This window comes from Pseudomonas sp. CFBP2511 (genome assembly GCF_030209255.1).
GTDB classification, from domain to species: domain Bacteria; phylum Pseudomonadota; class Gammaproteobacteria; order Pseudomonadales; family Pseudomonadaceae; genus Aquipseudomonas; species Aquipseudomonas avellanae.
This window is the reverse complement of sequence record NZ_JARVSI010000007.1, coordinates 73,562-87,575: the sequence shown is the minus strand read 5'-3', so window position 1 is coordinate 87,575 and position 14,014 is coordinate 73,562. Positions and strand designations below refer to the sequence as shown.

The following is a 14,014-nucleotide window of genomic DNA, read 5'->3' as shown; positions in this document are numbered from 1 at the left end:
GTAGCTCCGCTGGCTCAGGACATAATCCCGATGAGCAGTGCACAGGTCATGCCCAAAGCCTTGGAACTGCGCCAGGCAACGGCGCGAAGCGCAGCGGCTGGCGTTTGCAAGCCTCTACCCCAAGTGGCCGCGACGTTGAAAACCCGTGCACTGCGAGCGCAACTACCGAACACACTGTCGATTCGCTGTTGCCCGGACAACAGCGACGACGTGCTCGCAGTTACCTGAGTTTGAACTGCCGCAGTGTTGTCGTCAGGTCACTGGCCAGTTCAGCCAGTGACTGGCTGGCGCTGCCGGTCTGGCCGGTGCGTACCGCCGATTGCGCCGACAGGTCACGGATTCGCACCAGGTTGCGGTCCACTTCACGGGCAACCAGTGCCTGCTCCTCGGAAGCGCTGGCGATGACCGTATTGCGCTCATCGATGACCATGACCGAACTGGCGATGCTGGCCAGCACGGCATTAGCCGATTCGGCCTGATGGCGGGTGCGCTGGGCCTGCTCGGTGCTGACCTCAAGCGCCACCAACGTACTTTTGGTGCCCTGCTGGATGTGCCCGATCATGGTTTCGATTTCTCGGGTCGATTCGCTGGTGCGGTGCGCCAGTGCGCGAACTTCATCAGCAACCACGGCGAAGCCGCGCCCTGCATCGCCTGCCCTTGCCGCCTCAATGGCAGCATTGAGGGCCAGCAGGTTGGTTTGCTCAGAGACTGCGCGGATCACGTCCAGCACTTTACTGATGTCCAGCGTGCGCGTCGCCAGGGCCTGCGCCTCGACAGAGGCTGTGCTGACGTTCTGGGTCAGTTCAAGAATCGATTTGACGGTCTGCTTGAGTTCTTCCTGCCCTTGACGCGCAGAAACCGAAGACGCTTTTGACTCCTCGGAAGTGCTCACTGCGTTGCGCGCCACCTCATCGACCGCCTGACTCATCTCGGTCACGGCAGTGGCCGCCATTTCGATCTCGCTGTTCTGCACGATCAGATCAGCGTTGCTGTTGGCCATCAACGCGCTCATTTCTTCGGTGGCAGAGGCCAATTGAAGTGCGGCGTCACCCACATGGGTCAGTGTCGTGCTCAGATTGCCGCGCATACGTTCCATCGATTGCAACAACAGCGCCGCTTCGTCGGTGCCCTCACGGTCAAGGTGTGTCGGACGCAGATCCCCGGCAGCGATGGTTTCAGAAGCCAGCAACGCCTGACTGATGGGCACCGCCAGACTTTTGGTCAAACGCCAGGCAAGCAGCACAGTCAGCAATATGGTGATCAGCATAACCAACTGGGTCACTACAACGGCATTGTCATAGACCTCCGATGCCGCAGCACTGGAATCAGCCTCAGACTCGTCGTTGATCTTTTCCAGCTTGCCCAGAGAAGCTTCCAGGCCCTCGGCAATGGTCTTCATTTCGCCCCACACAAGCTGCCGTGCTGCCTCGGCCTGATTCTGATTGATGAGCGCATAAACCTGCTCGGCCCGTTCGGTATAGCGCTGGTAAGTACTCGTCATACCGTTGATAAGCGCCCGCTCGTCATCTTCGGTGATAACCGGGGTGTAGGCCTGAATGGCCTTTTGAAAGCCGGCTTTCTTTTCGAGGAAGTCCGTGTGAACCAGGGCAACCTGCGCCACATCCTGAGTGGTCAGCATTTTCGCCACGGTGGTGCGGGTTTTCTCGAATGCAAGAGCGATATCGTCACCCAGCGCAATGCCGGGAAGCGAGTCGTTCTCGATTTCAAGCGACTGCTCGCGAATGCCATGTAGCTGTTGAAGGCTGAAGATGCCGAGCCCTATGACCAGAACCACCATCAATGCAAAGCAGACAGCGGTCCGCGCGGCAATTTTCAGCTGTCTCAACATGTTCCATTCCCTTTCGCTAGTTGACGAATAAATTAATATCGTCATATCTATCGGCAGAGCCGGAAAAAGGATGAAGAACCGTGTAACAGAGAGGTGCCACTGCTATTGGAGCCCACCTGCAGAGAAGCTTATGGTAGGTTTCGCAACGCTTGATATCGTCAGATGACTGGTTTATTCAATCTTCAGACTGCCTTACTGGAGCTCTAATGAAACATTACTACGCTGCTGCACTACTCGCCCTGTCACTGCCGGGTCTGGCCCAGGCAGGCGACAGCCTCGCCAGCCTGCCGGCCATTACACAAGCCCTGAACACCGGAGCGTCGGTGGCAGTGGTGATTGATCTGGGGCAGTGCAAATCCTCGGTCGCAGGTGCCGAACCGTCCAAAACCAAAGGCGGCAAACGCATTGATGCCTACCGCATCACGCCTGATGGCACCCTCGCGTTTTCGGACACGCACTTCACCCTCGACCGCGAAAACAAGCCCATCGAGCAGTTCATTCGCTACCAGATACGCGCCGACGGTACGGCGGGTTTCAGCATGACGACGTTGAGTGTTCCGGGCTATCAGCAGGTGGGCAATGCGGTCAGTTATGAATGTGCGATTGGCAAGGGCTTGAGTTTTTTTGCCAACTAGCACCCGTCAAGGCGAAGCCCGGTGAAATAGCCAGATCTCCGGCGTGGGGAAAGACCGTCCTCACGCCCTGGAAACTGGCGCTCGAACGGCCTGGCGGGATGCAACGCAAGCATTTCAGTCAGCGTAGTTTTCGCGATGTAATCGCTAAGGGCAGCCTGGAAAGGGCGTCGGTTTCTTCAGCCGCACTAAATCTGGTTAACCTGAAAAATACTGAAACGCATGCTGGTATCCCCCGCCTTTATATTTACCCCGCCGATGTAAAGGTTTCGCTGCAGGTAATCATGATCGCCGGAAGGAACACTGAACTGCGTGCTGCATGTGCACCGACAGTACGCTTCGGTGAGCGGCGCTTGGTCCGTTCCATCCACTGCAACCAGGCCCTCTCCTACGACATCTATCTTTATGCCGTCATCAGTCATCAAGGTGTAATACAGGCTGAATCGTGCAATGTTGTCATCCTGGGGCACGAGAAAAAGGCTTCCTCCCGCAAGAACCCGCCCCTGTAATCGCTCTCCGTGAAACTCTCCCCCCCGTATTTCGCCACTGCGGCGTTTTCCCTGGTGAGGCCTGCAAAGCGATTGAGGCTCGTCAATGTGCAGATGAACAGTCAACATTTTGTGCAATTGCAGCGTCTCCATCCCTCTACCTCTTCACTGGCCTGCGGCGAAATGCGCCTCACCCATAACTGTACCAAGGCGTACGTTTTAGCGTGAGCCGCGTACGCTGTCAATTTAAATGCGCCCATCGGTACGCTTATAGCGAGGGAAGATGCCTGTGCAGAAACAGTATCGTTTTGCCACTTCCAACAAGCAGACTTAATTTCTGCCGAATGTCAAAACCCGCAAATGGCTATTCCATCCGGTCATCCAGCAGACTAATAGGTGGGGTATTGCGCTCAACTAATTCGCCTACCAACTGAACCCGCCCAGGCAACTCGTAGCACACTAATCATTAAACAAAGTTTAACCCACGCTTTTAAAAAAGCTGTTTACATGAACGTCGTAAACTTTCCTGACGGTCAACTAAAAGGGGATACGAAATGACCTATACCGTGAAACAGTATGGATGGATTCGCGATCTGCCTGATCATCGCGATCATCTGTATGCTGCCCCGACAGCCGCACTGGCGGCGCTCCCACACGCAGTTGATCTGCGTCCTCATTGCCCGCCCGTATACGATCAGGGCCAACTGGGCAGTTGTACGGCGAACGGTATTGCAGGCGCTATTCAGTTTGATCGCATGAAGCAGAAGCTCACGCCGGCGTTCGTGCCCTCGCGATTGTTTATTTATTACAACGAACGTGTGATTGAACACACCGTCGAGTCGGACAGTGGCGCGATGATCCGCCACGGCATCAAAAGTGTAGCGAAGCAAGGTGATTGCCCTGAAAAGGAGTGGCCTTACGATATTGAAAAGTTCGCTGTCAAACCGTCGCCCGCCTGCTACAAGGACGCACGAAAATACAAGGCGGTGTCCTACCAGAAAGTTGCGCAAAACCTCAACCAGATGAAAGGCTGCCTGGCGGCGGGGTATCCGTTTGTCATTGGCTTTTCCGTCTACGAAAGCTTTGAAAGCAAGAAAGTTGCCCAGACCGGGCATGCCCCCATGCCCGGCCCCCACGAAAAGATGCTGGGAGGGCACTGTGTGCTGGCTGTGGGTTACAACGATGCCCACCAGCATTTCATCTTGCGCAACTCATGGGGCGTTGGTTGGGGCATGGAGGGCTACTTCACCCTGCCCTACAGCTATTTGCTGGACGAGAATCTGTCCACAGACTTCTGGACGATAAGGGTGGTGGCTGCCTGACCCAGTCAGGCCTTCGATCATTGCAGCGCCGCGTTGGCACCCTGCAGGTACTCTCGCGGCGTACACCCAAACTCCCGGCGAAACACCGTATGCAGGTATTGCGCTGACCGGAAACCACAATCGCGGGCAATGTCGGCGATTGCAGAATCAGTGTTTTCCAGGCCGTGCGCGGCAGCGGCCAGTTTGAAGCGCAGGATCTCGTCATGCACGCTGCAGCCGCGCACCCGACGAAAGTGTGATTCCAGCGCTGAGCGCGAGACGCCTACGTAGGCGGCGACCTGAGCGGTCTTGATGCCTTGGCACGCGTACTGCCGGATAAACAGAAGCGCCTGCATGACGTAAGGATCGCCCAACGGTTGGTGCAGGCTCGAAGCCTGCACATTGACCGCATCCGGCGGGATCAGAATGTGTGTGCCGGACGACGGCATGCCGTGCAACAACTGATGAAGCAGGCGCGCAGCGGTTCGGCCCATAGTTTCGGTGCCTTGTATCACCGAGCTGAGCGGCACACGGGTCAGGGTGCGAGTCAGCGGATCGTTATCGATGCCGATCAGCGCCACTTGCTCCGGCACGGCAATGCCGGCGGTCAGGCAGGCCTGCAACAACTGACGAGCGCGAGCATCGGTCACGGCGATGATACCGATGGGCTTGGGCAGGCTTTGCAGCCAGGTAATCTGCTGCTCCACAGCGCTGTCCCAGAGCGGTGCGCTGGTGCCCAGACCGCGATAGACCTCGGCGTGCAGGCCGTCGCGTTGCAGCAGGTGGCGAAAGGCTTTCTCCCGCTCCTGCGCCCAGCGGTTGGCTTGGGCCTCGGGTAGGCTGAAGCAGGCGAATCGTGTCAGGCCTGCCTCTATCAAGTGCTCGTAGGCAGCCTTTATCAGGGCATGGTTGTCGGTGGCCACGTACGGAATGCCCTTCGGGTAGGCGCGTTCGTCCTGATAGGAGCCGCCGACCGCCACAACCGGCAATCGGATCCCGGCCAGCGCTTCGCCGATCAGCGGGTCGTCGAAGTCGGCAATGATCCCGTCGCCCTGCCAGCGCTCGATGCCTTTCAAGCGACAGAGAAAGTCTTCCTCGAGGAACAAGTCCCAGGACACGCGCGTGCTGCTCAGGTAATTACCGATGCCGCTGATGATGCCGCGGTCGTAGATCTTGCTGCCATTGAACAACAGCGCAATGCGGTGAACGGGGGGTACGGTTTTCATTGTTTTTATGCCGATCCGGAAAGCGCGAGGCTTTTCGACAGACTAGGCGCGTGGCAGGCGAATCTCAATACTCAAAATCGCACTGTCGGTTGATGATTTTCATAATCAGCAGCCCTGAGGCCGTTGCTAGTATCGAGACATCGCCACTCACAATGCCAATAACAATAAGGAAACGCACATGTCGTACTTCCCCACTGTCGACAAGGTTATCTACGAAGGCCCCGACAGCGACTCGCCGCTTGCCTTTCGCCACTACGACGCCGACAAACGGGTGCTCGGCAAACCCATGCGCGAACACCTGCGCATGGCTGCCTGCTACTGGCACAGCTTCGTCTGGCCAGGGGCTGACATGTTTGGCGTCGGCACCTTCAAACGCCCATGGCAACGCGCCGGTGACCCGATGGAGCTGGCTATCGGCAAGGCCGAGGCAGCGTTCGAATTCTTCTCCAAGCTGGGCATCGATTACTACAGTTTCCATGACACCGATGTAGCGCCGGAAGGCAGCTCGATAAAGGAATACCGCAATAACTTTGCGCAGATGGTCGACCGCCTCGAGCGGCATCAGGAGCAGAGCGGCATCAAGCTGCTGTGGGGCACGGCCAACTGTTTCAGCAACCCGCGTTTTGCCGCAGGTGCTGCCAGCAACCCGGACCCTGAAGTATTTGCCTACGCTGGCGCCCAGGTGTTCAGCGCGATGAACGCCACCCAGCGCCTCAAAGGCTCCAATTACGTGCTGTGGGGCGGTCGTGAAGGTTACGAAACCCTGCTCAATACCGACCTCAAGCGCGAACGCGAGCAACTCGGTCGCTTCATGCGCATGGTGGTCGAGCACAAGCACAAGATCGGTTTCAAAGGTGATCTGCTGATTGAGCCCAAACCACAGGAGCCGACCAAGCATCAGTACGATTACGACAGCGCCACGGTGTTCGGTTTTCTTCACCAGTACGGCCTGCAGGACGAGATCAAGGTCAACATTGAGGCCAACCATGCCACGCTGGCCGGGCACAGCTTCCATCACGAAATCGCCACGGCGGTCTCGCTGGGGATCTTCGGCAGCATCGACGCCAATCGCGGCGACCCGCAGAACGGCTGGGATACCGACCAGTTCCCCAATAGCGTCGAGGAAATGACCCTCGCCACCTATGAAATTCTCAAGGCCGGTGGTTTTACCCATGGCGGCTACAATTTCGACTCCAAGGTTCGCCGTCAGAGCCTGGACGATGTCGATCTGTTCCATGGCCACGTTGCCGCCATGGACGTCCTTGCCCTCTCGCTGGAGCGCGCTGCGGCGATGGTGCAGAACGATAAACTTCAACAATTCAAGGACCAGCGGTACGCAGGCTGGCAGCAGCCGTTCGGCCAGTCGGTGCTGAGCGGAGGTTTCAGCCTCGCGTCGCTGGCCGAACATGCGTTCGCCAACGAACTGAACCCGCAGGCCGTCAGCGGTCGGCAGGAGTTGCTCGAAGGTGTGGTCAACCGCTTTATCTACACCTGACAACCAGCAGACACGGACGCCGCAGTGACATTCTTAGGAAAAATCTGTGCCCACGGCGTCCGACAACGTTCTACAGTTCCACCGCCATCACGCTGCACATCATGAAGTGTCTTTCGAACAACAATAAAAGGACGCACCCTATGAACACCCTGAAACGCACGCTGCTTGCCAGTGCCTTGGCACTGCTGTCCCTGCCGGTCATGGCCGACGCCGCCCACCCGAAAATCGGCTTTTCCATCGACGACCTGCGCCTGGAGCGCTGGTCACGAGACCGTGATTACTTCGTGGCGGCGGCAGAAAAACTGGATGCCAAGGTCTTCGTACAGTCCGCCGATGCCAACGAGCAGAAGCAGATTTCGCAGATTGAAAACCTCATCTCGCGCGGCGTCGACGTGATTGTCATCGTGCCGTTCAACGCCACCGTACTGACCAACGCCATTGCCGAAGCCAAGAAGGCCGGGATCAAAGTGGTGTCTTATGACCGGCTGATCCTCAATGCCGACATCGACGCTTACATTTCCTTCGATAACGAAAAAGTCGGCGAAATGCAGGCCAGCGGCGTGCTGCAAGCGGCACCCAAGGGCAATTACTTTTTGCTCGGCGGCGCGCCCACCGACAATAACGCCAAAATTCTGCGCGAAGGCCAGATGAAAGTGCTGCAACCGGCCATCGACAAGGGCGATATCAAGATTGTCGGGCAACAGTGGGTCAAGGAGTGGAACCCCACCGAAGCACTGAGCATTGTGGAGAACGCCCTGACCCGCAATGACAACAAGATCGATGGCATCGTCGCCTCCAACGACGCGACGGCCGGGGGCGCCATTCAGGCGCTGGCCGCGCAGAAACTGGCCGGCAAAGTGCCGATTTCGGGTCAGGACGCCGACCTGGCGGCGGTCAAGCGGGTCATCGATGGCACACAGACCATGACCGTTTACAAGCCGCTGAAACTGATCGCCACCGAAGCCGCCAGACTGTCGGTGCAACTGGTACGTAACGAGAAACCTGCCTTTACCTCGCAGTACGACAATGGCAGCAAGAAAGTCGACACTATCTTGCTGACCCCGACACCGCTGACCAAAGACAACATCGACCTGCTGGAAAAAGACGGGTTCTACACCAAGGCGCAGATGGGCGGCCAGTGAGCTGTCGAGCGTCAACCTGTCGATAGAGCATGAGCACGACGCTGCGCAACCCGGTTGCGCAGCGTCCCTCTCAAGCCAGCCCTGATGCCTGTGTATGAGCCCTCAGCCATGTCCGACTACCTGCTGCAAATGAACGGCATCGTCAAAACCTTTGACGGTGTCAAAGCGCTCAACGGCATCGATATCAAGGTACGCCCCGGTGAATGCGTCGGCCTGTGCGGCGAAAACGGCGCGGGCAAATCCACCTTGATGAAAGTCCTCTCCGCGGTCTACCCGCATGGCACCTGGGAAGGCGAGATTCTCTGGGACGGCCAACCCCTCAAGGCGCAGTCCATCAGCGAAACCGAAGCCGCCGGGATCGTCATCATTCATCAGGAATTGACCCTGGTCCCTGACCTGTCAGTGGCCGAAAACATCTTCATGGGCCACGAACTGACCCTGCGCGGCGGGCGCATGAACTACCCGGCGATGATCCACCGTGCCGAAGCCCTGATGCGTGAGCTCAAAGTGCCTGACATGAACGTGGCGCTGCCGGTTTCACAGTACGGCGGTGGCCATCAGCAATTGGTGGAAATCGCCAAGGCGCTGAACAAACAGGCACGACTATTGATCCTCGACGAGCCCTCTTCGGCCCTGACCCGCTCGGAGATCGAGGTCCTGCTGGGCATCATTCGCGACCTCAAGGCCAAAGGCGTGGCCTGCGTGTACATCTCGCACAAACTCGATGAAGTGGCGGCCGTGTGCGACACCATTTCGGTGATCCGCGATGGCAAGCACATTGCCACTACCGCTATGGCTGAAATGGACATCCCGAAGATCATCACCCAGATGGTCGGGCGTGAAATGAGCAACCTCTACCCTACCGACGCGCATGACATCGGCGAGGTGATTTTCGAGGCGCGCAACATCACCTGTTACGACGTCGACAACCCCAAACGCAAACGGGTGGACGACATTTCGTTTGTCCTCAAGCGCGGGGAAATCCTCGGCATCGCCGGGCTGGTGGGCGCTGGTCGCACAGAGCTGGTCTCGGCGCTGTTTGGTGCTTATCCAGGTCGCTACAGCGGTGAGGTCTGGCTGGACGGCCAGCCGGTCGATACCCGCACACCGCTCAAATCAATCCGCGCCGGCCTGTGCATGGTTCCGGAAGACCGCAAGCGCCAGGGCATCATTCCCGACATGGGCGTCGGCCAGAACATCACCCTCGCCGTCCTCGACAACTACTCGAAAATGACCCGCATCGACGCAGAAGCCGAATTGGGCAGCATCGACCGGGAAATTTCGCGCATGCACCTCAAGACCGCCAGCCCGTTTCTGCCGATCACCAGTCTTTCCGGCGGCAACCAGCAGAAAGCCGTGCTGGCCAAGATGCTCTTGACCAGGCCCCGTGTGCTGATTCTCGATGAGCCAACGCGCGGGGTCGATGTGGGTGCCAAGTACGAGATCTACAAGCTGATGGGCGCGCTGGCAGCCGAGGGCGTGGCGATCATCATGGTGTCCTCGGAGCTGGCCGAAGTGCTGGGGGTTTCCGACCGCGTGCTGGTCATTGGTGAGGGCCGGTTGTGCGGCGATTTCATCAACCATGAACTCACGCAGGAGCAGGTGCTTGCGGCCGCACTCAGCCACCCCGGCGACCCTGACAGTAATGACCCTGCCAACAATAATCATAACGACAACGACCGGAAGACCGCGTAGATGAATCAGGTCAAACAGTTCTTCACCCGCTACAAAATGCTCGCGCTGGTGATTGCCATTGCCGTTATCTGGCTGTTTTTCAGCTGGCAGACGGAGGGCGGATTTCTGACCCCGCGCAACCTCTCCAACCTGCTGCGACAGATGTCCATCACCGGCATTCTGGCGTGTGGCATGGTGCTGGTCATCATCAGTGGCGAGATCGACCTGTCGGTGGGCTCGATGCTCGGCCTGCTCGGCGGCCTGGCGGCAATTCTCGATGTCGTTTACCACGTGCCGCTGCTGGCAAACCTGAGCCTGGTTGCGCTGTGCGGGCTGATGATCGGCCTGGCCAATGGTTACATGACTGCCTACCTGCGCATTCCGTCCTTCATTGTCGGGCTGGGCGGCATGCTGGCCTTTCGCGGCATTCTGCTGGGGATTACCGGCGGCACGACCATCGCTCCGGTGTCGCCTTCGCTGGTCTACGTCGGCCAAGGGTATTTGCCGCATTCTGTCGGTACAGGGCTTGGCGTACTGCTGCTGGCGCTGACACTGTTCCTGACCTGGAAACAACGGCGCAACAGAGCCCTCCACGGGCTGGCGGCCCATTCGATGGTTCGCGATGTGTTACGCGTGGTATTGATCGGCGCGGTGCTGGGCGGGTTTGTCTACATCCTCAACAGCTACGACGGGATTCCGGTTCCGGTGTTGCTGCTGCTGGTTTTGCTCGGTGTGTTCAGTTACGTCACCAGCCAGACAGTATTCGGACGGCGCGTCTATGCCGTGGGTAGCAACATGGAAGCCACGCGGTTATCCGGCATCAACGTACAGGCGGTGAAGCTGTGGATCTTCGGCATCATGGGCGTGATGTGCGCCTTCGCCGGGCTGGTCAACACCGCGCGCCTGGCCGCAGGCTCGCCCTCGGCCGGCAACATGGGCGAACTGGACGCCATTGCCGCCTGCTTCATCGGCGGCACGTCCATGCGTGGCGGCTCCGGCACCGTGTATGGCGCCCTGCTTGGCGCACTGGTGATTACCAGCCTGGACAACGGCATGTCGATGCTCGACGTCGACAGTTACTGGCAGATGATCGTCAAGGGCGGCATCCTCGTGCTGGCGGTGTGGGTGGACGTCAGTACACGGGCCGGGCGCCGGTGATCAAGCCGCCGACAACGCTGAATCACGCGGATCTGGCCGCCACGGCTTCTACCTCGATCAGCGCCCCCGGCAATGGCAACGCCACCACCTGCAGCGCCGTGCGCGCAGGTTTCAGGGGTTGCTCGGGCGTGCCGAAAAACTGCGTGTAACCGGCCTGCAACCCGGCAAAATCCAGTTTGCCACCGGTCTCTTCGGCCCCGACCAGAAACACCCGAAGCTGCACGATATCGCCCAGATCCAGGTCCTGTTGCTGCAGAATCCTGCGCAGTTTGTTGAACACCGAAACAGTCTGCACCTCAGTATTCCCGTAGGCGGCAGGCGTACCCGCCGGGGCGTGTGGGTCAGCGAGGTCTGGCAGGGTGCCGCTGATGAATATCAGGCTGGCCGAGGCAGGCACGGTCACGGTTTGCGAGATCGGAAAATCGCCGACGCTGGTGCGTTGAATGCTGTCGCTCATGGTGTTTCTCCTTGAATGGATGCTCTTGCTTCAATACGGCTTCAAGACGCAGCGAGGGCCGCAGTCTGTCTTTGCTGGATGACGCGCTCGGCCAGTTGCCCGACCACATAGCGCGCCGAGTTGGCGGCCGATTCCTGCCAGATACCCACGCCGCTTTGCACCAGCCCGTCGCCGGCGAAATAGACCCGGCCATGGGGCGCTTCCAGCAGGGCGCTGGCGTCAGCCGGAAAATGCTCGCGTTGCAGCCACGGGCCTTCGCTGTAGGGGATCTGCTCCCAAGACACTGCCAGCGGGTTGCGCAAATGATGCGAGTAACCGGGATGCAGCAGTTCCACGGCTTCTCTGGACGTTGCGTACTGCGCTTCGAACGGTTTGGCGCCGAACACATCGGCACCCTCCCCGGTCACGTAACCGGCGACGAGCAGGCCATCGCGGGTATTGAGGTCGTTGCTCGGGTACCACAGCAGGCGCGCCGGATGGTCGATCCAGGACAACCCGCCATAGGTGCGGTAATCAGTTTCCCAGAAGCGCGGAGATTGCCACGCCACTTTGGTCGCCTGATCGTTGCGGGTGCTGAGCAAGGCGGCTTTGATCGGGTCGCTGAAATCGGTGTCGAGCCTCGCCAACAGCGGCAACGGCAACGTCGAGACCAGATAATCGGCGCGCACCACCTGTTCGCGACCGCTGTGGCTGTCGTGATAGGTCACGGCTACGCCGTCTTCAAACTGACGAATCCGGCGCACCTGCGCGCCCAGTTGCACCTGCTCGGTGAGACGCTGGTAGAAGGCGTCGGTGATGCGGTCCATGCCGCCTACCGGCTGAAACATGGTGGCCGAAAACTCCGGGAATTCAGTGTGCAGCAAGGCCCCCCACAGCTCGGGGTGCAACAGCCGGTCGAGCGCGATCGGCTGCGCGCTGGTCGGCAATGCTCCTGGGTGCGAGAGCGACTCCTGATGACCGGAACGCAGGCTGCCCTCATAGGCCAATTCCTGCGACAGGTCGCCATACACTTGCAAAAACGCCAACAGGCGCTGACGCTCTTCACCGCTCAACACATCGTCCAGGGCATCGCGTTGCACCGCCGTGGCCAGTAACCCTGAAAGATGACCACGCGCATCGTTGATGGCCTGGCCGACGGTGAAAGCCGGCTGTTGCAGGTCCGGGCGTACCTGAGCGCCGTGACTGCTGTTGACCAGCACTTCCAGCGGCACGCCCAGTTCGCTGCAATAGTCGAGCAACGTGCGATGCTGGCTGGGAATACGCGCGGGCCCTGCGTTGAAATACAGGCCCGGATCAAAGGCCACGGTCTGTGTGCGGCCGTCCTTGTAGTCCACCCGATCACCGTTGCGCAGGGTCCAGTTACGGCCGCCCACCCGATCACGGGCTTCCAGCACCTGCACGGTAAAACCGGCCCGGGTCAGTTCCAGCGCCGTGACCAGCCCGGCAATCCCGGCGCCGAGCACCAGCACACGGGTGCCCTGCCCCAGCCCATTCTTGAGTTTCAGCGGCTGCGGTCGTCGATGCGACGAAGGCCCAAGGCCCAGTACCGCAAGCGCATCCTTGAGAGCTTTCTCGCCCCCCACCGCTGCAATGCTGGACAGCGCTTCGCGTCGTGTCAGTCCCATGGTCATTACTCCCTTGAAGGCTTCAGTCCGGCAGGCCGGGTGGGTTGATCAGCGACGTGTCGACGCGCTCCACATCCAACCCCCAACGCTGCAACACCTGTTCGTACTGGCCACCGGCAATCGCACCCTCCAGTGCGGTATGAATGGGTTTGACCAGACCGTTGTCCTTGCGTGTGGTCACGGCGATATCGGCTTGCAGTGGCCAGCCGCCATTGACCGTGCCCACACGTTTGATGCCTCCCGTAATGGCCGCTGAATAGGCATACACCGAGTTAGGCCCGAACAGCGCGTCGCTGCGGCCCGAGCGAATGGCGAGCTGGGCCGCTGCCTGATCATCGAAGTACTGCAGCAGTGCGGGTTTGATGCCGGCCTTTTCGTTGGCTTCGTTCCACGCCAACAGGACCTTTTCCTGATTGGTGCCAGAGCCGACGATGATTTTCAGCCCGGCGATGTCCGACGCCTGTTTGATCTCGCTGATTTTGCTGCCAGCCTTGACGTAAAAACCCAGCACATCCTGCCGGTAGGTGGCGAAATCAAAGCGTTTTTTGCGCGCTTCTGTCACCGTGACATTGCTGATCACCGCGTCGTATTTGCCCGAGCTGACGCCCAGCGGCCAGTCCTCCCAACTGGTCTGCACCACGTTCAATTGCAAACCCAGGCTATCCGCCACCAGTTGCGCGGTGTCCGCCTCGCTGCCGATGGTGGTCTTGTCGTCATTGGCCAGCAGCGCCAAAGGCGGCCCGGCCACACCGGAAACAGCCACGGTGAATTTGCCCGGTTGGGCGAATTTGAAGCCCGCCGGGATCTGCGCGATGGCCGCTTCGTTGCGCGGCACATGAATGCGCTGTCGATCAGGGCTCAGGTCGACCGGTTGCGCGGTGGACGCAAAGGCACCTTGCGCCAGACTGACGGCAATCGTCAGCAGGGTGATACGGGCAGTGTTCACTGACATCAGCAGTCGCTCCTT

Annotated in this window: 13 protein-coding genes and 1 pseudogene; 7 read left to right on the top strand and 7 right to left on the bottom strand. The window is 59.3% G+C overall.

Annotated features, from left to right (window positions below; genetic code table 11):
- The first annotated feature begins 30 nt into the window (after positions 1 to 30).
- Complete coding sequence (locus tag QRN38_RS06705) at positions 31 to 228, top strand: hypothetical protein (protein WP_010205283.1); 198 nt, start codon at positions 31 to 33, stop codon at positions 226 to 228.
- Here QRN38_RS06705 and QRN38_RS06700 read toward each other — a convergent pair.
- Together QRN38_RS06700 and QRN38_RS28195 are read right to left on the bottom strand one after the other, a co-directional pair.
- Positions 221 to 1,348, bottom strand: a complete 1,128-nt coding sequence (locus tag QRN38_RS06700; protein ID WP_375233370.1) for a methyl-accepting chemotaxis protein — start codon at positions 1,346 to 1,348, stop codon at positions 221 to 223. The genes QRN38_RS06705 and QRN38_RS06700 overlap by 8 nt on opposite strands.
- 21 nt (positions 1,349 to 1,369) lie before the next feature.
- Positions 1,370 to 1,798 (bottom strand): annotated as a pseudogene (locus tag QRN38_RS28195) (MCP four helix bundle domain-containing protein); the annotation flags it as partial.
- 257 nt (positions 1,799 to 2,055) lie between these two features.
- On the opposite strand from QRN38_RS28195, the gene QRN38_RS06695 reads away from it, so the two are divergent.
- Positions 2,056 to 2,484 carry a VirK family protein gene (locus QRN38_RS06695; RefSeq protein ID WP_005764626.1) on the top strand — a complete coding sequence of 143 codons (429 nt, stop codon included), beginning with the start codon at positions 2,056 to 2,058 and terminating at the stop codon, positions 2,482 to 2,484.
- A gap of 185 nt (positions 2,485 to 2,669) precedes the next feature.
- Here the strand turns inward: QRN38_RS06695 and QRN38_RS06690 are convergent, their stop codons facing one another.
- Positions 2,670 to 3,122 carry a DUF3237 family protein gene (locus QRN38_RS06690; protein WP_057419162.1) on the bottom strand — a complete coding sequence of 151 codons (453 nt, stop codon included), beginning with the start codon at positions 3,120 to 3,122 and terminating at the stop codon, positions 2,670 to 2,672.
- A 401-nt stretch (positions 3,123 to 3,523) separates the two neighbouring features.
- On the opposite strand from QRN38_RS06690, the gene QRN38_RS06685 reads away from it, so the two are divergent.
- Entirely contained in the window at positions 3,524 to 4,291 is a 768-nt protein-coding gene (locus QRN38_RS06685; RefSeq protein ID WP_007246471.1) for a C1 family peptidase, read from the top strand.
- A gap of 17 nt (positions 4,292 to 4,308) precedes the next feature.
- Here the strand turns inward: QRN38_RS06685 and QRN38_RS06680 are convergent, their stop codons facing one another.
- Positions 4,309 to 5,496, bottom strand: coding sequence for a XylR family transcriptional regulator (locus tag QRN38_RS06680; RefSeq protein WP_005764391.1), 1,188 nt, complete (start codon positions 5,494 to 5,496; stop codon positions 4,309 to 4,311).
- Between the two features lie 178 nt (positions 5,497 to 5,674).
- Here QRN38_RS06680 and xylA point away from each other — a divergent pair, with 178 nt between their 5' ends.
- The 4 genes from xylA (at position 5,675) to QRN38_RS06660 (ending at position 10,965) form a co-directional block, all read left to right on the top strand.
- Positions 5,675 to 6,991 (top strand): xylose isomerase, encoded by a 1,317-nt coding sequence (xylA, locus tag QRN38_RS06675; RefSeq protein ID WP_057419161.1) that lies wholly within the window; start codon positions 5,675 to 5,677, stop codon positions 6,989 to 6,991.
- Positions 6,992 to 7,131: 140 nt separating this feature from the next.
- Complete coding sequence (xylF, locus tag QRN38_RS06670) at positions 7,132 to 8,133, top strand: D-xylose ABC transporter substrate-binding protein (RefSeq protein ID WP_005764395.1); 1,002 nt, start codon at positions 7,132 to 7,134, stop codon at positions 8,131 to 8,133.
- An 84-nt stretch (positions 8,134 to 8,217) separates the two neighbouring features.
- Entirely contained in the window at positions 8,218 to 9,828 is a 1,611-nt protein-coding gene (gene xylG / locus QRN38_RS06665) for a D-xylose ABC transporter ATP-binding protein (RefSeq protein ID WP_162491809.1), read from the top strand.
- The gene (locus QRN38_RS06660; protein ID WP_057419159.1) at positions 9,829 to 10,965 is read left to right on the top strand and encodes a sugar ABC transporter permease; all 1,137 of its coding nucleotides are present in this window, start codon (positions 9,829 to 9,831) and stop codon (positions 10,963 to 10,965) included.
- Between the two features lie 22 nt (positions 10,966 to 10,987).
- On the opposite strand, the gene QRN38_RS06655 is transcribed toward QRN38_RS06660, so the two are convergent.
- The 3 genes from QRN38_RS06655 to QRN38_RS06645 are packed head-to-tail and all read right to left on the bottom strand — an operon-like array spanning position 10,988 to position 13,999.
- Positions 10,988 to 11,422, bottom strand: a complete 435-nt coding sequence (locus tag QRN38_RS06655; protein WP_007246465.1) for a RidA family protein — start codon at positions 11,420 to 11,422, stop codon at positions 10,988 to 10,990.
- 41 nt (positions 11,423 to 11,463) lie between these two features.
- The gene (locus tag QRN38_RS06650; RefSeq protein ID WP_057419158.1) at positions 11,464 to 13,047 is read right to left on the bottom strand and encodes a flavin monoamine oxidase family protein; all 1,584 of its coding nucleotides are present in this window, start codon (positions 13,045 to 13,047) and stop codon (positions 11,464 to 11,466) included.
- A gap of 22 nt (positions 13,048 to 13,069) precedes the next feature.
- Entirely contained in the window at positions 13,070 to 13,999 is a 930-nt protein-coding gene (locus QRN38_RS06645; protein ID WP_057419157.1) for an ABC transporter substrate-binding protein, read from the bottom strand.
- Between the last annotated feature and the right edge of the window lie 15 nt (positions 14,000 to 14,014).